Genomic DNA, 18,113 nt, shown 5'->3' on the forward strand with positions numbered 1-18,113 from the left:
ATAGAAAGCCCCCAAGGGCCTGCCAAGCACTCATGAAGAAGGCGTCCGCGCCCTTCACCGCTCTGCAAATAGGGAAATAGCAATGAGAAAGATCCAACCGCAATTGTTGGCCGCGGCCTGCTGCGCCGCTTTCGCCGTCTCCGTCCAGGCCGCCGGCACCCTGGTCTACTGCTCCGAAGCCAGCCCGGACGGCTTCGACTCCGCCCAGTTCACCTCAGGCACCACCTTCGACGCGGCCGGCCACGCGCTGTTCGACCGCCTGGTGGGTTTCGAGAAAGGCTCGACCAAGGCCATTCCCAGCCTGGCCACCTCCTGGAGCGCCTCGCCGGACGGCAAGGTCTACACCTTCAAGCTGCGCCAGGGCGTGAAGTTCCACACCACCGACTATTTCAAGCCGACGCGCGACTTCAACGCCGACGACGTGGTGTTCACCTTCATGCGCATGTTCGACAAGAACCACCCCTTCCGCAAAGCCTACAACACGGAATTCCCCTACGCGGTGGACACCGGCCTGGCCAGCAACGTCAGCGCCGTGGAAAAAGTGGACGCGCAGACGGTGCGCTTCGTCTTGAAAGCGCCGGACGCCGACCTGGCGATCAAGATCGCCATGCCCTTCGCCTCCATCCTGTCCGCCGAATACGCCGAGCAGCTGCTCAAGGCCGGCCGCGCCGCCGACATCAACCAGAAACCGGTGGGCACCGGCCCCTTCATCTTCAAGCGCTACCAGAAGGACGCCCAGATCCGCTACGCCGGCAACAAGGCTTACTGGGACAAGAGCGCGGTGAAGGTGGACAATCTGGTGTTCGCCATCGCCACCGATCCCTCGGTGCGCTACCAGAAAATGAAGGCCGGCGAGTGCCAGATCATGTCCTATCCGCGCCCCAGCGATCTGGCGGTGATGAAGACTGATCCCAAGCTGAAAATGCTGACCGCGCCCGGTTTCAATATCGGCTACCTCAGCTACAACCTGGACAAGCCGCAGTTCCAGAAGCGCGAGGTGCGCCAGGCGCTGGACATGGCGATCAACCGCCAGGCCATCATAGACGCGGTCTACCAAGGCCAGGGCCAGGCCGCCAGCAACCCCTTCCCGTCCTCGCTGTGGTCCTACAACAAGAGCCTGAAGAACGCGCCCTACAATGTGGCCGCCGCCAAGGCGCTGCTGGCCAAGGCCGGCTACCCCAACGGCTTCGAGCTGAACTTGTGGGCGATGCCGGTGCAACGGCCGTACAACCCCAACGCCAAACTGATGGCGGAGATGATCCAGTCCGACTGGGCCAAGATCGGCGTCAAGGCCAAGATCGTGTCCTATGAATGGGGCGAATACCTGAAGCGGATGAAGCGCGGCGAGCACGACGCCGGCCTGATGGGCTGGACCGGCGACTACGCCAGCCCGGACAACTTCCTGGGCGTGCTGCTCAGCTGCGAGGCGGTGAACGGCTCCAACTACTCGCGCTACTGCAATAAGGAGTTCGACGCGCTGATCATCAAGGCCCGCACCCTGAACGACCAGGCCGAGCGCGCCAAGCTGTACTCGCAGGCGCAAACCCTCTTCAAGCGCGATCTGCCGTGGACCACCATCGCCCACTCCATCATCAATCAGCCGATGCGCAAGGAAGTGAACGGCTTCAAGATCAGCCCCTTCGGCGATTATCAGTTCAGCGGCGTCAGCGTCAAATAAGTCATCAAGTCTCCAGCGGGCGTCGCTTTGCGGCGCCCGCTTTTTTTCCGCTCCCTCGCAGGCCCAGCTTCAAGCCCTCGCCCCCAAACAACCCGCTTTATTTTTCCTCATAAAACAGATAATTAATAAATTTATTTTATAAGCCAAGCAAGCAAAACCGCCTGACTTCATCCAATGAGCCGCATTTGATTGAGCTCAAGCATTTCTCGGCATTTTCAGACTTTTCCTGATTCACACCCACGTTTAAACATGGCTGAATCGCCATTGACATGCGCTGTTTTTAAATAAAGGAAATTGCCATGCCTTTGAATAGTCAGCCTTCAAATCATTACCGTTTGAAGATCGCCGAACTGCCGGCCGAGCTGCTGTCGGTCGAATCCTTCACCCTGGACGAAACCCTGGGCCGGCCCTTCTCCGCCGACATCCGCTTCACCTCCGCCCAGCAAGACATCGACCTCGTCTCCCTGCTGGACCGCTACGCGCTGTTCTCCATCCACGGACCCCACCCGGACGCCGCCCTCTTTCCCGACACCCCGCCCCAGCTGCTGCGCCGTTGGCGCGGCGTGGTCAGCCATGCCCAGCGCCTCAGCGCCAGCCGTGACGAGGCGCTGTATCAGGTCCGCGTCGAATCCCAGCTCGCCCGCCTGGCCGAAGGCCGCTTCTCCCGCATCTTCCAGCAGCAAACCGTGCCGGACATCATCGAAACCGTGCTGCGACGCCACGGCTATCGCGGCCATGAAGTCGCCTGGCGGCTGCGCCCCTTGTTCGGCCAAGACCCCAATCCCTATCCCAAGCTGGAGTTCGTCACCCAGTATCAGGAGTCCGATCTGGACTTCATCCATCGGCTGGCCGAGAAAGCCGGCCTCTATTACTACCTGCTCACCGAACCCGACAACGCCGCCTGGGAAACCATCGTCTTCGGCGACGACATCGACGCCTACGTCCGCACCGGCCGCGATCCCACCCAGCCGCCCCAGGGCGGCGTCAAGCTCAAGCTCCGCCCCCAGGCCGGCATGGCCGACAACGAAGAAACCCTGAGCCGTTTTGAACTGGCCGCCCAGCCCATCCGCGCCCGCCTCCAGCGCAAGGACTACAACTACCGCGACGCCAACCAGCCGCTGTTGGCCGAAGGCGGCCCGCCGGCCAAGACCCCCGGCGCCCGCGGCGTCGATTACCAGTGGGGCGAACACTACAAAGACCCGGCGCAGGGACAGCGCGCGGTGCTGATCGCCCTGCAGCGCGAGCATTGCCGCCAGTGGATCGCCGCCGGAGACGGCAACTGTCTGCAAGCCTTCGCCCCCGGCCAAATCTTCAAGCACGACGGCCCGGCGCTGGCTCCGGCCCCGGACGGCTGGCTGCTGGTTTCCGTCCGCCATCAGGGCGGCCGCCGCGACGCCTACCGCAACGCCTTCACCGCCACGCCCGCCGACCGGCCCTATCGCCAGGAACGACTGACCCCGGTGCCGCGCCTCTCCGGCGCGCTGCCGTCCCGCGTCGTCGCCCCGGAAAAAACCCATTACGGCGCCATCGACCTGCAAGGCCGCTACTGCGTGCGCCTGCCTTTCGATCTGGACGAATGGTCGCCCGGCGGCGACAGCCGCCCGCTGCGGCTGGCCCGGCCTTACGCCGGCCCGGAATACGGTCTGCACTTCCCGCTGCACCCAGGCACCGAGGTGCTGGTCAGCTTTGTGCTGGGCGATGTGGACCGGCCCTATATCAGCGGCTGCCTGCACAACTCCGAACTCACCGACAGCAACCCCGGCGCGCACTGGGACAGCCGCAACCTGATCCGCACCTGGGCCAACAACAAGCTGCGGCTGGAAGACCGCAAGGGCCAGGAGCACATCAAGCTGGCCACCGAGTTCGACAAGAGCCAGCTCAATCTGGGCCACGCCGTGGACGGCCAGCGTGCGCCGCGCGGCGAAGGCTTTGAACTCAGAACCGACGGCTGGGGCGCGCTGCGCGCCGCCAAGGGGCTGTTCCTCAGCACCGACGCCCAACCCAAGGCGCGCGGCAAGCAACTGGACATGCAGGCGGCGCTGGATCAGCTGGAAGAAGCGGCCCAGTTGGTGGACAGCCTGCGCCAGGCGGCTCAGCAGGCCCAGGCGGAACTGGCCGACCTGAACGCGCAGAAACAGCTGCTGCAACAGACGCTGGCCGAACTGAAGCAGCCGGCGCTGCTGGCGCACGCGCCGGCCGGCATCGCGCTGGCCACCCCGGCCCAGCTGCAACTGGCAGCCGGGCAAAACCTGGCCTTCAGCGCCGGCGCCCAGGCCGATGTGTCGGCGCTGAAGCGCTTCACCGTGGCCGCCGGCGAAAGCATCAGCCTGTTCGCGCAAAAACTCGGTCTCAAGCTGATCGCCAACCAGGGCGCGGTGACGATGCAGGCGCAAAACGGCCCGATGCAGCTGCACGCGCTGGAAAGCCTGAACATCAGCAGCAGCAGCGGCAAGATCGCCATCGCCGCCAAGGAGGAGCTGACCCTGCTCTGCGGCGGCGCCTACCTGCGCCTGAAGCAGGACGGCACGGTGGAAATCGGCAGCCCCGGCAACCACACCGTCAAGGCGCGGAACTGGACCATCACCGGACCGGACCAGCTGCAAGCGGAGCACCCGGCCTACCCCAAAACCCTGTTCAAGGAAACACTGCGGCTTAAAGTGAGCCGTGGGCCGGAAAGCGATAAGGGTTGGGCCGGCATGCCCTATACCCTGCTGGCCGACGGCCAGGAAGTCAGCCGCGGCGTGCTGGACGCCCAAGGCCGCCTCGCCATCGCCCATGACGCCGTCACCGCCCGCTACAGCGTGCGCCTGGCCAATGGCGCAACCGTCATCCTGCCGGTGCTCACTCAATACCAGGACGATGAACAGGACCCGCTGGCCAATCTGGGATTGCATCCGCAGGACTACAACATCTCCCGCGCCAATGAAGACGGCGATGCCCAAAACCTGCGCCGGCGCTATGCCCGGCTGCTCTTCCCGCCGCCCCCCGACGCCAGCGGAGACGCGAAATGAGCAAAGCTTATTACTGCCCGCTCAACCTCAAGCAAACCCGCGAGGCCACCTTCCACTGCGAATGGATCGTGTCCGACGCCGAATACGATGCCCAGTGGGGCACCTTCCTGCCGCTCAACTGCGGCCAGGCCGCCTTCGACGCCGTCCACCGCGCCATCGCCCAGGCCCGCCGCAGCGTCGACATCATCTGCTGGGGCTTCCAGCCCTCCATGCACTTCATCCGCGACGGCAAACAGCCGCCGATCGGCCAGTTGCTGGAACAAAAAGCCGCCGCCGGCGTGGAGGTTCGCATACTCGGCTGGGATCTGGAACCCACCCCGGCGCTTGCCGCCGCCGCGCTGCTGCAACACGCCCCGCCCCCGCTCGGTACCCTGGGCCAGGTCGCAGCCATCGGGGCCGCTGTCGGCAGCATCACCGGCATCAATGTCACCGGTGTCAGCGAATCCAACCTCCCCGGCAAGGATCGCGTCCGCGTCAAGAGCCGCCCCGGCAAACATACGCTGGATCAATACGCTGATGACAAACGCTGGTTCCGCACCTACGCCTACCGCAGCTCCATCGCCACACCGTTGGTGTTCCCGCTGCATCAGCCCTGGCGGCCTGCGCAGCAGCGCAATCTGATCTTCATCGGCCGCGGTTTCAGTACCAAGGAGCGACTGGAAATCCTCTACGCCGCCCGCTACCACGCACTGTCCCCCACCGCCTTCACCCAGCAACTGGCCTCGGCCGCCGCTCCCAGCCATCACCAAAAAATGGTGCTGATCGACATGGGAGACCCCACGCTCGCCTACGGCTTCGTCATGGGCCATAACATGCTGGACGAGTACTGGGACACCCCGGCCCACAGTGTCAGGGTTCACCCACCGGATCAAGGCCGCAACGGCACAGGCCCGCGCCAGGACATCTCCAGCCGCGTCAGCGGCCCCATTCTCCAACACCTGCACCACAACTTCGCCCAAGCCTGGCAACAGGAAACCGGCGAAGACCTGCTCGCCCTGCGCAAGGCCAAGGACGTCCACCCGCGGCTGCCGCTACGCACCGACATCGACCCCAAGGGCAAATGCATGCTGCAAATCCTGCGCACCCAGCCGCAGCAGCGCCACCCGCTCAGCGGCAAAAAAGGCATCAAGGACATTGAGAAGATGTATCTGCAGGCGGTCAACAACGCCGTCGACTACCTCTATTTCGAAAACCAGTACTTTCGCTGGCCGGCGCTGGCCGACAAGATCAACGACGTCGCCGCCAAGCTGACCGGCGCCGGTCGTGAAGCCGGCCGGCACGGCTCCCTGCACGTGTTCGCCGTCACCAACGCCTCCGACGAAGGCATGGGGGACGGCACCGTCAACACCTATCACATGCTGGACATCCTGGGCCGCGCCGAACTGATTCCCAATGTCGCGCGCAAGCGCGAAGTGCTCTGGCGTGAACAACAACTGAAGGAGGCGCGGCAAGCCGCCGCCAAGCTGGACAAACAGGTGAGCCGGTCCGCCGCGCGCAAACCGCAACCGGACGCCGGCCACGCCGCACTGCTGCAACAGGCCAACGCCGCTCGTGACGCCGCGGTCAAGGCAGAGGTCGAACTGCAAGCCAGCCGGGAAGCCGCCCGCCAGATGCAAAAAGCCGGCCAGCCGCAAACCATCACCCCGCAGCCGCGCCCCGGCCTCAAAATCCATGTCTGCACGCTGGTGGCGCCGGACTCACCGGCCGGCAAGCCCTGGTTGCCGGTCTACATCCACAGCAAGCTGACGCTGATCGACGATGTGTTCACCACCCTGGGCTCAGCCAATCTCAACACCCGCAGCATGCAGGTGGACAGCGAGCTCAATATCGCCCACCAGCACGGGGCGCTGACCAAAAACCTCCGGCTACAGCTGTGGAGCCAGCACACCTGGGACCGGAATAAGAAGGTGGCGCTGGGGGCGCAGGAGGATGTCGCGGAAGCGTTCAAGGAATGGGGCGAGCTGATTGAGAGAAATAAAAAAGCCCAAGACAAGGGATTTAGTCCCATCTCCCCGCTGGTCGAGTTCTACCGCGACAGCCCCGCCGTCAGCAATCTGGACTAAAACGATGCGCCGACGCCTGCTGCCCCTCGCCCTGCTCACCCTCGCGCTCACCGCCTGCAAGGAGACCCGCATGCTGCCCGATGCTGGAAACATCGACACCAAACTGGCTTTTAGCTGCCGCTACGAGGCCGACGCCAGCCCGGCGCCGGAGCCTGAACTGCAACAGATCTTTGAATACGCGCGCTTTATGCAAAAGAACAATCTGCTGGACCCGCAGACCAGCGCCAACGTCGAAATCGCCCGGCTCTACCGCATCGCCGCCGCCCATGGCCACATCAAGGCCAATTACAATCTGCAAAACGGCCTGCGCCGCGGCGATTTCGACGGCAGCGTCATCGAGGTGCTGGACCTCAACGACCAGTTGATCGCCGCCCAGGTCCCGGCCGGCTACTACCTGCTCGGCGTCTACATCAACAGCGGCTTCGGCTATGACGCCAACCCGGAGCTAGCGCTGCGCTACTTCCGCAAGGCCGCAGACCTCGGCAATCCGCCAGCACAATACTATGTCGGCAACAAGCTGGTCTCCGGCTTCATCGGTCAGCATGCAATTCAGGCCATCGGCATGCAGATGAAGCGCTGCGCCGCCGAACAGGGTCATGCCAAGGCCGCCGGCGAAGCCGGCACCTGGGCAGAAGGCGAGGACAATGTTCAAGCGCTGAAGTACTACCAACTGGCGGTCAAGGCGGGCAATGACATTGCAGCCAATGCATTACGCAAATCCTTTCTCGCCCCTGGCTCCGGTGATCTGAATGACCTCGGCTTGGCCTATGACGCCGAGCGCAGCCGCCGCTACAAGATCATCAGCAAGACTCTGGGCGACTGGTCCTACCGCCAGCCCACCGTGCCCGATATCGACGACATCGTGCCGCTGCCGCCGGCGCCGCTGCCGGCCTGGGACGGCAAGATCCAGTGGCTGCGCGACCACGAGGCCGGCGTCGCCCCGCTGGCGCCCAGCGAGGAGCGGCTGCGCGCACTGGCCGAGGCCAAGCGGCTGGACCCGGCCACCGGCCTGCCGGACGAGGCGCGCCGCGCCCGGATCGCGGCCGACAAACAAGCCGCCGCCGACGAGGCGCGCCGCCGCGCCGAACGCACTCCGCCCTTTGCCGACGCGCTGCCGCTGCTCAGCCGCCGCCAGACGGGCCACGTGCCCAATGTCGCCGCCCACTGGCGGCCGCTGCCGCCCAAGGGCTGCGTGCCCTGGGCCGGCGAACACCCGACCACGCTTTGCTCCGCCGGCCAGCCGCTGCCGCAGTTGAATGTCGCCTACCCGCTGCCGTGGTGGAAGCAATGGTTTGGCGATGCATGGCTGGTCTACCGGCCGGTCGCCGTGGAGTGGGAGCTGGTGCGCTACCACCTGCCGGCCTGACCGGGGAGACCGCGAAATGAACCACGGCCAAGCCCGGCGCAAAACCGATTTAGCCACCGCGGCATGGACCCGCGCGGTGCGGGTAGTCCGTGTGTGGCCCGGTGTTCCCGCGGCAAAAAAGACGGTACGGGTTCTGTCACGGCCACCAACACTAGGCGGGCTGCTCCTGCTCCTGGCCTTATCCGCCTGCGGCCAGCAGACCCGCATGCTGCCCGATGCTGGAAACATCGACACCAAATTGGCTTTTAGCTGCCGCTACGAGGCTGACGCCAGCCCGGCGCCGGAGCCGGAATTGCAGCAAATCTTTGAATACGCGCGTTTTATGCAAAAGAACAATCTGCTGGACCCGCAGACCAGCGCCAACGTCGAAATCACCCGGCTCTACCGCATTGCCGCCGCCCATGGCCACGTCAAGGCCAATTACAATCTGCAAAACGGCCTGCGCCGTGGCGACTTCAACGGCAGCGTCATCGAGGTGCTGGATCTCAACGACCAGTTGATCGCCGCCCAGGCCCCGGCCGGCTACTACCTGCTCGGCGTCTACGTCAACAGCGGCTTCGGCTATTCCGCCAATGACGAACTGGCGCTGCGCTACTTCCGCAAAGCCGCCGACCTCGGCAATCCGCAGGCGCAATACTATGTCGGCGACAAGCTGACTTGGCTGGGGCCGGATCATCCGGCATTCCCAATTGGCTGGCAGATGTACCGCTGCGCCGCCGAACAGGGCCATGCCAATGCTGCGGGGGAATATGCAACCTATCTAAACGACAAAGACAGAGGCCAAGCGCTGAAGTACTACCAGCTGGCGGTCAAGGCGGGGAATACCGTATCTGCTTACAGATTATCTGAGGAGTTCCTGGCACCACCCCCTGATAGCGACGGCACCTTGGGGCTGGCCTATGACGCCGAGCGCAGCCATCGTTACGACATTCTACGCAAAACCCTAGCCGACTGGTCCTACCGCCAGCCCACCGTGCCCGATATCGACGACATCGTGCCGCTGCCGCCGGCGCCGCTGCCGGCCTGGGACGGCAAGATCCAGTGGCTGCGCGACCACGAGGCCGGCGTCGCCCCGCCGGCGCCCAGCGAGGAGCGGCTGCGCGCACTGGCCGAGGCCAAGCTGCTGGGCCCGGCCACCGGCCTGCCGGACGAGGCGCGCCGCGCCCGCTAGCGGACGCGCGGCAGGAACAACTCGGCCAGCATGCAGCGGCAGCTGCCGCCGCCCACCGCCTCTATGGTGGGAATGGGGTTGACCACCGGCTGCCCGTGGCGCTCCAGCGTTCTTTGCTGCGCCGGCGTGAAACCGTTCCAGGCCTGCTCCGACATCGCGATCAGCGGCTGGCCGCCGGCGCCGCGCAGTTGCAGAATATTGCCGCAGAAGCTGCGCTCCACCTGGGCCAGGCTGATGTCGATCACCTCGTGGTGTTCGCCCAGCGCGCTCAGCACTTGCCGCCGCTGCTCCGGCCGGTGCAGGCTTTCGGAGCAGATCACCGCGAAGCCCTCGCCCACGCTCATCATCACATTGGTGTGGTAGATGGGCACGCCGCGGCTGTCCACGGTGTCGAACAGGTGCACCGCTTCCAGACCGCGCCGGCGCGCGTAACGGTAGAGCGCGCCCGGATGGCAGCGCTGCGAGCGCGCCGCGTACACGCGCTTGCGCGGATGGTCGAACACCATCACCCCGGTGCCCTCCAGGATCAGTTCCTCTTCCAGCGGATGGCCGGCCCACACCACTTGCTCCACCTCGTAGCCGTGGCTCAGCAGCAATTGGCACAGCTCCTCCACCCGCCGTTCCCGGCGGCGGTTCAGCGTGTGCATCGGGTAGACGTGCAGGCTGCCGTCCACGCTGGTGCTGAACCAGTTGTTGGGAAACACCGCGTCCGGGGTTGGATAGCCGTCCGGACTTTTTTCCAGCACCAGCACTTCGACGCCGCGGTCGCGCAGCCGCTGCGCCATGGCGTCGAATTCCGCCAGCGCCCGCGCGGTGACCTGGGCCGGCGGCAGTTGCAGCCGGTGCTGGAACACATTGTCGGCGCCGGTTTGTTCATTGAAGGCGAAATCGTGAGGGCGCACCATCACGACGGCGCGGGCCAATTGGCCTTGTCTGGCGCGGAGCCAGATGGGCTCCAGGTTTTCTTGCGCCGGCGCGTCGGCGGCGGCGATGGCTTGGGCTTGCATGGTGGGCGGCTCTTGGGTGGGGGTTCGCATGGCCGCCCGCGGGCGGCAAATCATTCTACTGACAGTACGCGTTGCGGCCATGCCGGAAACATGACGCGAACGTTCAAGCAAGCGACACGCGCGCGCCGGCGTCGGCCCGGCCCAGAATGCGGCACAGCTCCATGCCGGCCTGGGCGTAGCGCAGCGGGTGGCTGACGTAGAGCAGCCCCGCCGCCGGGCTGAGCACCGGGACGACCCGGTTTTCCAGCGGGTCGATCAGCTCCAGCAGCGGCTGGCCGCGCTCCACTTCCGCGCCGACCGCGCAATGGCGCAGCACCAGGCCGGGCGCGGGCGCGCTCACGCTGGTCATGCCGCGCCAGGTCCATGGCGCGGGCACCGGCGGCGGCAAGGCCGGCGCGGCGCCGGCGATGTGGCCGCGGCTTTGCAGATAGGCGTACAAAGCCTCCGCGTCCCGCCGCGCCTGGCCGTGGTCCAGATCGCCCTGCCCGCGCAGCTCCACCGTGGCGGCCACGCAGCCCAGCGGCAGCGGATGCGCCGGCCCCAGTTCGCCGGCCAGCCGCCACCAGCTCTGGCCGCAGGATTCCTCGAAAGTCGTGCCGCCCGGCGCCTCGTTCAAGACCGCCGCGGCCACGCCCAGATAGCGCGCCAGCGGCTCCAGCGCCGGCCAGAACGGCGCGTCGGCGTACACGTGCAGCAGCGCCTGGCTATCGCAATGCAGGTCCAGCACCAGGTCGCTGTCCAGCGCCAGCCGGCTCAGGGCAAGGCGCAGCGCCTCCAGTTCCGTGACCGGGGTTTGCGCGTCCAGCGCGGCGCGCATCCGGGCGCGCACCGTCCGCAGATTGGCGGCGGCGTCATCGCCAAGGCCGGCCTCCAGGCCGGGGCGCAGCAGCGGGTGGAAATCGGTGAAGCGGCGGTTGAAGTTCTCGCCGCTGCGCAGTTCGAAACGCCCGGGCTGCTGCTGCAACAGCGCCTGGGCCAGCCCGATGGGATTGGCCGCCGGCACCAGCACGATTTCGCCGCGCAGCAGGCCGGCCGCTTCAGCCTGGTCCAGCAGCCGACGCAGATGGTGGATCACCAGCATGCCGGGCAGTTCGTCCGCGTGCAGGCTGGCCTGCAAATAGGCCTTGGGCCCGGCGCCGCGCCGGCCGTAATGCAGGCTCAAGAGTTCGCGCCGCATGCCTATGCTGGCCTGTGGCAACGCCTGGGTGACGAGCTCCATAAAACGCCCTCCCTTTCCATGTCATTGAAATATCAAAACCACGCTGGACGCGCCGCCTTGACACTGTCGGCGCCTGAGGCTCAAATCATCAGGCAGCCCATCCATCCTGAAACCCGCCATGAACGACAAGAAACCCAGCCTGGACCGTATCGACCTGAAAATCCTCGCCGCTTTGCAAGCCGACGGCCGGATGTCCTTTCAACGTTTGTCCGAGCAGGTCAATCTGACGCCTCGGCCCTGCCTGGAGCGCGTGCGCCGGCTGGAAAAAGCCGGCGTGATCCGCGGCTACCGCGCCGTGGTGCAGCTGCCGGAACCGGCCTACCCCGTCATCGTGGTGGCCCAGGTGGCGCTGGCCGATCACGCGCTGTCGCAGCAGGCCTTCATCAAGGAACTGCAACGCAGCGAGGCGGTGCTGGACGCCTGGCTGGTGGCCGGCAGCTTCGATTTCCAGGTGCGCGTCGGCTGTCGCGACATCCAGCAATACCGCGAGCTGGCCGAGCAATGGCTGAACAGCGCCGCCTTCAAGATCGACAAGATCATCACCATCACCGAGCTGCAGGAGATCAAGCGCAGCGCCGGCGCGCTAGGCTGAACGCGGCCGCAGGAACTTCAGCCAGCGGCGTTCCGCCTGACGAAAACCCGCCAGCAGCGCGAAGGTGCAGCCCAGGTAGATCGCCGCCGCCATCAGGAAGGGGAAAAACGGCGCGTAGGTGGCCGCGTACAAGGCGCGCGCCACGCCGGTGACGTCCAAGAGCGTGACCGTGGACGATAAGGCGGTGGCGTGCAGCAAAAACACCATTTCATTGCTCAGCACCGGTATCGAGCGCCGCAGCGCGCCGGGCAAGACGATGCGGCGGATGACCCGCGCCCGCGACATGCCGAAGGCCTCCGCCGCCATGATTTCCTCGCGCGGGTAGCCGGCGAGCGCGCCGGACAGGATTTCCTGCGCGTAAGCGGCAGTGTTCAACACATAGGCGAGGATGGCGCAGAAGGTGGCGTCGCGGAACAGCAGCCAGAACGGGTCTTCCGCCTGCCAGCCTTCTATCACCCAGCTGAATTGCGACACGCCGTAATAGATCAGCATCAGCTGCATGAACAAGGGCGTGCCGCGGAAGAAATAGCTGAAGGCGGCCACCGCCCAGCGCAGCGGCGCCGGGCCGTAGACCCTGAGCAGCGCCAGCAGCACCGCCAACAACATGCCCAGGCCGCCGGACACTAGGAACAGCTTGGCGGTGAGCGCCAGCCCGCTCCATTGGCCGCCCTCTCCCCATAGATAGCTGGGCAAGGCGCGCAGGATTTCGTCTAGCGTCATCGTTTTCCCCTCAAAGCAGGCCGCGGCTGTAACGCAGCCCCAGCCAGCGGAACACCCCGCCGGAGGCGGCGGTGAACAGCAAATAGACCAGGCAGACCAGGAAATAGAACAGGAAAGGCATCTGAGTGGCGCGGCCGGCCTGCTCGGCGAGCCAGGCCATGTCTTCCAGGCCGATCAGCGACACCAGCACCGCCGACTTCATCAGCGCCAGCCAGTTGTTGTTGATGCCGGGCAAGGCGTGGCGCAGCATCTGCGGAAACAGGATGCGCCGAAACAGCCGCCACGGCCGCATGCCGTAGGCGACGCCGGCCTCCAACTGGCCGCGCGGCACCGCCAGGAAGGCGCTGCGGAAGGTTTCGGTGTAATAGGCGCCGAAGATGAAGCCTATGGTCAGCACCCCGGCCAGGAATTTGTCGAACTCCACCGCCGGCAGCCCCAAGGCCGCCAGCAGCAGATTGAAGACTTTCTCGCCGCCGTAGAACAGCAGCAGCATCATCACCAGCTCCGGAATGCCGCGGATTACCGTGGTGTAGGCGATGGACGCCGCCCGCAGCCAGCGCGGCCCGAACAGCTTGACGCAGGCGTTGGCGAGGCCGAACAGCAGGGCCAGCCCCAGCGCGGCCAGCGCCACGCGCAGGCTGAGACAGGCCCCGCTCAGCAACAGGGGCAGATAGGACGCCACCATGGCCGCCCTCCTTGGGGAAGCGGCCGGCGGGCGCCGGCCGGGGGTGGATAGGGATGGAAGCGGTGCGCACGCCGCGCAGCAGACGATGAACAGGTGCTTAGTGGTAGATATCGAAGCCGAAGTACTTCTTGCGTATCCCCTCGTACACCCCGTTGGCGCGGATGGCGGCGATGGCGCGGTTGATCGCCGCCTTCAGTTCCGGATCGTTCTTGCGCACCGCGACGGCCACCGGATTGGACTCGCCCAGCTTGGGGCCGGCGAAGGCGAACTGCCGGCCGCGCTCAGTGCGCAGAAAGCTGGTCTCGGCCTGGATATTGTCCTGCAAGGCGGCGTCGATGCGGCCGGAGGCCAGGTCCAGGTAGACATTGTCCTGGTTGGCGTAGGTGACGATCTTGACCTTGCCGCCGCCCCAGTTGGCCTTGGCGTACTGCTCGTGCACCGAACCGGACTGCACGCCCACGGTCTTGCCGGCCAGCGACTGCGGCGTGGGCCGCAGCGGGCTGCCCTTGCGCGCCACCAGCTGCGAGGCGGACGCGTAGTATTTGTCGCTGAAATCCACCTGCTTCCGCCGCTCCGCCGTCACGTTCAGCGAGGCGATGACGGCGTCGAACTTATTGGCGTTGAGCGCCGCTATCATGCTGTCGAACGGCTGCTTGACGAAGACGCAGCGGGCCTTGAGTTCGGCGCAGACGGCTTTGGCGATGTCCGGATCGAAGCCGGTGATCTCGCCGTTGGGCGCCAGCACGTCGAAAGGCGGGTAGCCGCCGTCCACGCCCCAGCGGATTTGCTGGATGTCCTTGGCCAGCGACGGGCCGGCGCTCAGCGCCAGCAAGAGCGCGATGCTGATGGTTTTCATCTGGTTTCTCCTTGAGAGCCTGTTCCTCGCCGGCTCCGCGTCGGCGACAGGTTCTGAATCTTCCCGGCTCTGCGGCCGGTGGCGAATGGAACGGTTTTTCAGAAGCGCAGGGACATGCAGGTCAAGCCCCCGTCCATCTTGCGGATTTCGCTGGTGTCGGTCTCGATGATGGGCAGGCCCAGGGTCTTCAGCTTGCGCAGGGTGTCCGGGTAGCCGCTGGGCGTGATCAGGGTGTCGTTGATCCACAGGGTGTTGCCGGCGTATTCCTCGTCCCTGGCCAGCACGATCTGCTGATAGCCGCGGAACACCGGATCGTCGGCGCGGTCTTCGGACAGGATCAGCGTGTTGCGGCCCACGTAGTTGACGATGGATTTCAGATGCAGGCCGGCGCTGACTTCCACCGCGGTGACGACATAGCCGAACTTTTCCACCGCGGCGGCGAACTGGCTGACCCCGGCCTCGTTGGTGCGGCTGGTCAGGCCCACGAAGAAGCGCTTGTCTATCATCAGCACGTCGCCGCCGTCCATGCGCGCGTCGCCGTCCATCGATACGGCGTGGCGGAAGCGGGACACCAGGGGCGCGATGCTGCGCACCTCGCCGCGGCGGGACGGCGCGCCGGGTTGGGTGAGCACCGCCAGTTCCGGCATCAGCACCGCGGTGTCTTCAACGAAATGGGCGTCGGGATAATCGGGCTGGGCCGGCAGCGTGCTGACGGTCAGGCCCAGGCTCAGCAGAATGTCCACGTAGTCGCGGAACTGGGCGCGGGTCAGCGCCGGGTCCGGCGCGCCGATATCGGCGGTGGTCAGGCCGCCGGCCACGGTGTCGGCCGGCAAACGGGTGATCGCGTGGGTGAAATGCATGGGCAGGCTCCTTGGTCGGGCGGCCCGGCAAGCGAATGATTGCCGGGGACGGCGCGGGGCCGTTCTCGCTCGAACCATTCTAGGCAGCGCCCCTTGCGGGTGTCGGCCGTATGCGGCGGCCGGCACAGCCGGTTTCGGCTGTTTTCCGGCCCGATACAGCCGTTTGCGCGGCCCGCCGCGGGGGGCGGCGGCGGCAGGATTTTGCTAAACTATCCCAACTACCAGTCGTCCAAAACCGGTATTTGCTTGAAATTGAGCATATCCATGCACAGGCGAGCCCATATGCCGTATATCAAACTCTCCATCCTCCTCGTTTTCGCGCTCTGTACCGTCTATATCCACTATCGCGGCCGCCAACGTCTGGGTTTCTGGCGGCAGTTGACCGATCACTCCACCTTCATGGCGCCGATCAACTGCTTCTGCTACTTGTTCTCCACCTTGCCGGCCCGCCCCTATTTACCCTTGCAACAGTTTCCGGAATTGCGGACGCTGAACGACAACTGGCAGCGCATCCGCACCGAGGCGCTGGCCCTGTCCGACGGCGGCGCGATCAAGGCCTCCGACCGTTACGACGATCTGGGCTTCAATTCCTTCTTCAAAACCGGCTGGAAGCGCTTCTATCTCAAGTGGTACGACCAGCCTCACCCGTCCGCGGCCAAGCTGTGTCCGTACACCACCGCCTTGCTGGAGGGCATTCCCACGGTGAAGGCGGCGATGTTCGCCAGCCTGCCGCCGGGCAGCCGCCTGGTGCGCCACCGCGACCCCTTCGCCGGATCGGTGCGCTTCCACCTGGGTCTGTCCACGCCGCAAAGCGAGGCCTGCTACATCGAAGTGGACGGCGAACGCTATAGCTGGCGCGACGGCGAGGCGGTGCTGTTCGACGAAACCTATTTGCACCACGCCGAAAACGCCACCAAGCACCAGCGCATCATCCTGTTCTGCGATATCGAACGGCCGATGCGCTTCCGGCTCGCCGCCTGGTTCAACCGCCGGCTCAGCCGCCTGCTGCTGGGCGCCGCCAGCGCCCCCAATCAGGACGGGGACCGCACCGGCGCGCTCAACCGCCTGTTCCGCTATGTGCAGGCGGTGCGGCTGTTCGGCAAGCGCATCAAGGCGCAGAGCCGCCTCGGCTATTACGCGCTGAAATGGCTGTTGTTCGGCGGCTTGTTGCTGGGCTGGCTGCTGAGTTGAGCCGCCCTATAAACTGAAGAAGGCCCGCGCATTGTCCGCCAGCAGCCGCCGGCGGATCTCGGCGTCCGCCACCGTCTCGCGGACCAGGCCGCCCACCGTCTGCTCGCCCAGCGGAAAAGGCGCGTCCGAGCCCAGCATCACCCGCTCCGCGCCCATGGTGGCGATCAATAGCCGCAACGCGCCGGGATCGAACACCGCGGAATCCACGTAAAACCGGTCCAGATAGCTGGACGGCCGCCGCGGACAGTCTTCGCGCACGATGTCGCGCTGCTCCCAGGCGTTGTCCACCCGGCCCAATAGATAGGCGAAGCTGCCGCCGCCGTGGGCGAAGCAGATTTTCAGGCTGGCCGGCAGGCGTTCGAAAGCGCCGGACAGGATGAGCGACAGGATGGCCAGCTGGGTTTCCGCCGGCATCGACACCAGCCAGGGCAGCATCCAGCGCTTCATCCGCGCGCCGGCGCCCATCATGTCCCATGGGTGCACCAGCAGCGGGATGTTCTCGGCCGCGCAATGGCTGAGAAACGTCAGCAGGCCTGCGTCGTCCAGATCCCGCTCGCCGACGTGGTTGCCGATCTGCACGCCGATGTGGCCGGCGTCGCGGGCGCGGCTGGCTTCGCGGCAGGCGGCGTCCACGTCCTGCAAGGGCACTTGCGCCAGCACTTTCAAGCGTTGCGGCGCGATGGCCGCCATGTCCAGCGCGCGATCGTTCATCAGCTGCGCCCAAGGCAAGGCGCGTTCTATCGGCGCGGCGTAGGCGAACATCACCGGCGTCGCGCACATGATCTGGATGTCTATGCCCTGCTCGTCCAGCCAGGCCAGCCGGCGCGCGCCGTCCCAAAGCGCGTCGTGCACCGGCCGGAACGGCTGCTCGCCCACCATGATCTGCCCGTTGCGGCCGGAGGTTTCCAGCCAGGGCCCGCGCCGCGGGTCCAGCCGGGCCGCCTCGGCCTGGCTGATCCGCGGGAAGAAATGGGAGTGGATGTCTATCATGGCTGCGTTTCTCGGTTAATTAAGCTTGCTTCAAGAATCGGTTCCCGTCTTGCGAGCTAGGGCGGGAACGCGGCGGTCATGGAACGGGCGCTCAATGACGGGAACGCTGCCGCAACTCGTGCCAGGCGGCGTAATCCTTGCCGGGGTGGACGGTGCCGCAATGGCGGCAGCGGCGCTCGTCCTCGCTCAAGGCGTAAAACAGCTGATAGGCCTTGGGCAGATCGTCCACCAGGCTTTCCAGCTGCTTGGAGAAACGCCAGATCTCGGCCGCGCAGACCGGACAGTACCATTGCAGGCTGTCGTACTGGCCGACCGGCCGCGGCTTCTCCACCAACAGGCATAGGCCGGGCTCGGGCCGTTGCGGCGAGTGGATGACGTGGGCCGGCAACAGGAAGGCGTCGCCTTCGCGCAACTCGATGCGATCGAAGCGCCCGCGGTCCCAGATCTCCAGATAGGCGTTGCCCTGGATCTGGTAGAAAATCTCCTCGGTGGGGTTGTCGTGAAAATCGGTGCGGGTATTCGGCCCGCCCACCATATTGATGATGTAGTCGCCGTCCGACCAAACAGCCGCATTGCACACCGGCGGCTTGAGCAGACCCTGGTTGCGCTGCGCCCAGTCCAGCAGATTGAGCGGCATGCCGTATTGCAGTTCCATCTCCTCTCTCCTTCTCTTGTGCTTGATTACACCTCAAAGAACCTACTCG

General features: G+C 65.7%; 15 protein-coding genes. 7 read left to right on the forward strand and 8 right to left on the reverse strand.

Annotation, left to right across the window (positions count from 1 at the left end):
* Positions 1 to 82: 82 nt before the first annotated feature.
* From AB1Z25_RS10850 to AB1Z25_RS10870, 5 genes are all read left to right on the forward strand, one after another.
* Positions 83 to 1,678: an ABC transporter substrate-binding protein gene (locus AB1Z25_RS10850; protein WP_486637241.1), complete on the forward strand. Its 1,596-nt coding sequence runs from the start codon at positions 83 to 85 to the stop codon at positions 1,676 to 1,678.
* 299 nt (positions 1,679 to 1,977) lie between these two features.
* A complete protein-coding gene (locus AB1Z25_RS10855) occupies positions 1,978 to 4,689 on the forward strand; it encodes a type VI secretion system Vgr family protein (RefSeq protein WP_486637242.1) in 2,712 nt (903 codons plus the stop codon).
* Positions 4,686 to 6,752, forward strand: a complete 2,067-nt coding sequence (locus tag AB1Z25_RS10860; protein WP_486637243.1) for a phospholipase D-like domain-containing protein — start codon at positions 4,686 to 4,688, stop codon at positions 6,750 to 6,752. The genes AB1Z25_RS10855 and AB1Z25_RS10860 overlap by 4 nt, the downstream gene beginning before the upstream one ends.
* A gap of 4 nt (positions 6,753 to 6,756) precedes the next feature.
* Entirely contained in the window at positions 6,757 to 8,118 is a 1,362-nt protein-coding gene (locus AB1Z25_RS10865; RefSeq protein ID WP_486637244.1) for an SEL1-like repeat protein, read from the forward strand.
* A 205-nt stretch (positions 8,119 to 8,323) separates the two neighbouring features.
* A complete protein-coding gene (locus tag AB1Z25_RS10870) occupies positions 8,324 to 9,289 on the forward strand; it encodes an SEL1-like repeat protein (protein WP_486637245.1) in 966 nt (321 codons plus the stop codon).
* Here AB1Z25_RS10870 and AB1Z25_RS10875 read toward each other — a convergent pair.
* Together AB1Z25_RS10875 and AB1Z25_RS10880 are read right to left on the reverse strand one after the other, a co-directional pair.
* The gene (locus AB1Z25_RS10875) at positions 9,286 to 10,326 is read right to left on the reverse strand and encodes an arginine deiminase-related protein (protein WP_235088540.1); all 1,041 of its coding nucleotides are present in this window, start codon (positions 10,324 to 10,326) and stop codon (positions 9,286 to 9,288) included. The two genes, AB1Z25_RS10870 and AB1Z25_RS10875, sit on opposite strands and share 4 nt — an antisense overlap.
* A 73-nt stretch (positions 10,327 to 10,399) precedes the next feature.
* A complete protein-coding gene (locus AB1Z25_RS10880) occupies positions 10,400 to 11,515 on the reverse strand; it encodes a succinylglutamate desuccinylase/aspartoacylase family protein (RefSeq protein ID WP_486637246.1) in 1,116 nt (371 codons plus the stop codon).
* A 118-nt stretch (positions 11,516 to 11,633) separates the two neighbouring features.
* On the opposite strand from AB1Z25_RS10880, the gene AB1Z25_RS10885 reads away from it, so the two are divergent.
* Positions 11,634 to 12,107, forward strand: a complete 474-nt coding sequence (locus AB1Z25_RS10885) for an Lrp/AsnC family transcriptional regulator (RefSeq protein WP_107798939.1) — start codon at positions 11,634 to 11,636, stop codon at positions 12,105 to 12,107.
* Here the strand turns inward: AB1Z25_RS10885 and AB1Z25_RS10890 are convergent.
* The 4 genes from AB1Z25_RS10890 to AB1Z25_RS10905 form a co-directional block, all read right to left on the reverse strand.
* Entirely contained in the window at positions 12,099 to 12,827 is a 729-nt protein-coding gene (locus AB1Z25_RS10890; protein WP_235088535.1) for an ABC transporter permease, read from the reverse strand. The genes AB1Z25_RS10885 and AB1Z25_RS10890 overlap by 9 nt on opposite strands.
* Before the next feature lie 10 nt (positions 12,828 to 12,837).
* Entirely contained in the window at positions 12,838 to 13,512 is a 675-nt protein-coding gene (locus tag AB1Z25_RS10895; protein WP_486637247.1) for an ABC transporter permease, read from the reverse strand.
* Positions 13,513 to 13,609: 97 nt separating this feature from the next.
* Positions 13,610 to 14,368 (reverse strand): transporter substrate-binding domain-containing protein, encoded by a 759-nt coding sequence (locus AB1Z25_RS10900; RefSeq protein ID WP_486637248.1) that lies wholly within the window; start codon positions 14,366 to 14,368, stop codon positions 13,610 to 13,612.
* Positions 14,369 to 14,466: 98 nt separating this feature from the next.
* Positions 14,467 to 15,228 carry a dimethylarginine dimethylaminohydrolase family protein gene (locus tag AB1Z25_RS10905; RefSeq protein ID WP_486637249.1) on the reverse strand — a complete coding sequence of 254 codons (762 nt, stop codon included), beginning with the start codon at positions 15,226 to 15,228 and terminating at the stop codon, positions 14,467 to 14,469.
* A 282-nt stretch (positions 15,229 to 15,510) separates the two neighbouring features.
* Here AB1Z25_RS10905 and AB1Z25_RS10910 point away from each other — a divergent pair, with 282 nt between their 5' ends.
* Complete coding sequence (locus AB1Z25_RS10910; protein ID WP_199225841.1) at positions 15,511 to 16,419, forward strand: aspartyl/asparaginyl beta-hydroxylase domain-containing protein; 909 nt, start codon at positions 15,511 to 15,513, stop codon at positions 16,417 to 16,419.
* A gap of 6 nt (positions 16,420 to 16,425) precedes the next feature.
* On the opposite strand, the gene AB1Z25_RS10915 is transcribed toward AB1Z25_RS10910, so the two are convergent.
* Both AB1Z25_RS10915 and nbaC read right to left on the reverse strand, forming a co-directional pair.
* Entirely contained in the window at positions 16,426 to 17,409 is a 984-nt protein-coding gene (locus tag AB1Z25_RS10915) for an amidohydrolase family protein (RefSeq protein WP_486637250.1), read from the reverse strand.
* A 91-nt stretch (positions 17,410 to 17,500) separates the two neighbouring features.
* Positions 17,501 to 18,064 (reverse strand): 3-hydroxyanthranilate 3,4-dioxygenase, encoded by a 564-nt coding sequence (nbaC, locus tag AB1Z25_RS10920; RefSeq protein ID WP_107798933.1) that lies wholly within the window; start codon positions 18,062 to 18,064, stop codon positions 17,501 to 17,503.
* Between the last annotated feature and the right edge of the window lie 49 nt (positions 18,065 to 18,113).

This window comes from Chromobacterium sp. HL1, assembly GCF_057418835.1.

Coding starts and splice junctions, on each gene's coding strand:
- AB1Z25_RS10850 (WP_486637241.1), top strand. CDS start 83: ATGAGAAAGATCCAACCGCAATTGTTGGCCGCGGCCTGCTGCGCCGCT.
- AB1Z25_RS10855 (WP_486637242.1), top strand. CDS start 1,978: ATGCCTTTGAATAGTCAGCCTTCAAATCATTACCGTTTGAAGATCGCC.
- AB1Z25_RS10860 (WP_486637243.1), top strand. CDS start 4,686: ATGAGCAAAGCTTATTACTGCCCGCTCAACCTCAAGCAAACCCGCGAG.
- AB1Z25_RS10865 (WP_486637244.1), top strand. CDS start 6,757: ATGCGCCGACGCCTGCTGCCCCTCGCCCTGCTCACCCTCGCGCTCACC.
- AB1Z25_RS10870 (WP_486637245.1), top strand. CDS start 8,324: ATGCTGCCCGATGCTGGAAACATCGACACCAAATTGGCTTTTAGCTGC.
- AB1Z25_RS10875 (WP_235088540.1), bottom strand. CDS start 10,326: ATGCGAACCCCCACCCAAGAGCCGCCCACCATGCAAGCCCAAGCCATC.
- AB1Z25_RS10880 (WP_486637246.1), bottom strand. CDS start 11,515: ATGGAGCTCGTCACCCAGGCGTTGCCACAGGCCAGCATAGGCATGCGG.
- AB1Z25_RS10885 (WP_107798939.1), top strand. CDS start 11,634: ATGAACGACAAGAAACCCAGCCTGGACCGTATCGACCTGAAAATCCTC.
- AB1Z25_RS10890 (WP_235088535.1), bottom strand. CDS start 12,827: ATGACGCTAGACGAAATCCTGCGCGCCTTGCCCAGCTATCTATGGGGA.
- AB1Z25_RS10895 (WP_486637247.1), bottom strand. CDS start 13,512: ATGGTGGCGTCCTATCTGCCCCTGTTGCTGAGCGGGGCCTGTCTCAGC.
- AB1Z25_RS10900 (WP_486637248.1), bottom strand. CDS start 14,368: ATGAAAACCATCAGCATCGCGCTCTTGCTGGCGCTGAGCGCCGGCCCG.
- AB1Z25_RS10905 (WP_486637249.1), bottom strand. CDS start 15,228: ATGCATTTCACCCACGCGATCACCCGTTTGCCGGCCGACACCGTGGCC.
- AB1Z25_RS10910 (WP_199225841.1), top strand. CDS start 15,511: ATGCCGTATATCAAACTCTCCATCCTCCTCGTTTTCGCGCTCTGTACC.
- AB1Z25_RS10915 (WP_486637250.1), bottom strand. CDS start 17,409: ATGATAGACATCCACTCCCATTTCTTCCCGCGGATCAGCCAGGCCGAG.
- nbaC (WP_107798933.1), bottom strand. CDS start 18,064: ATGGAACTGCAATACGGCATGCCGCTCAATCTGCTGGACTGGGCGCAG.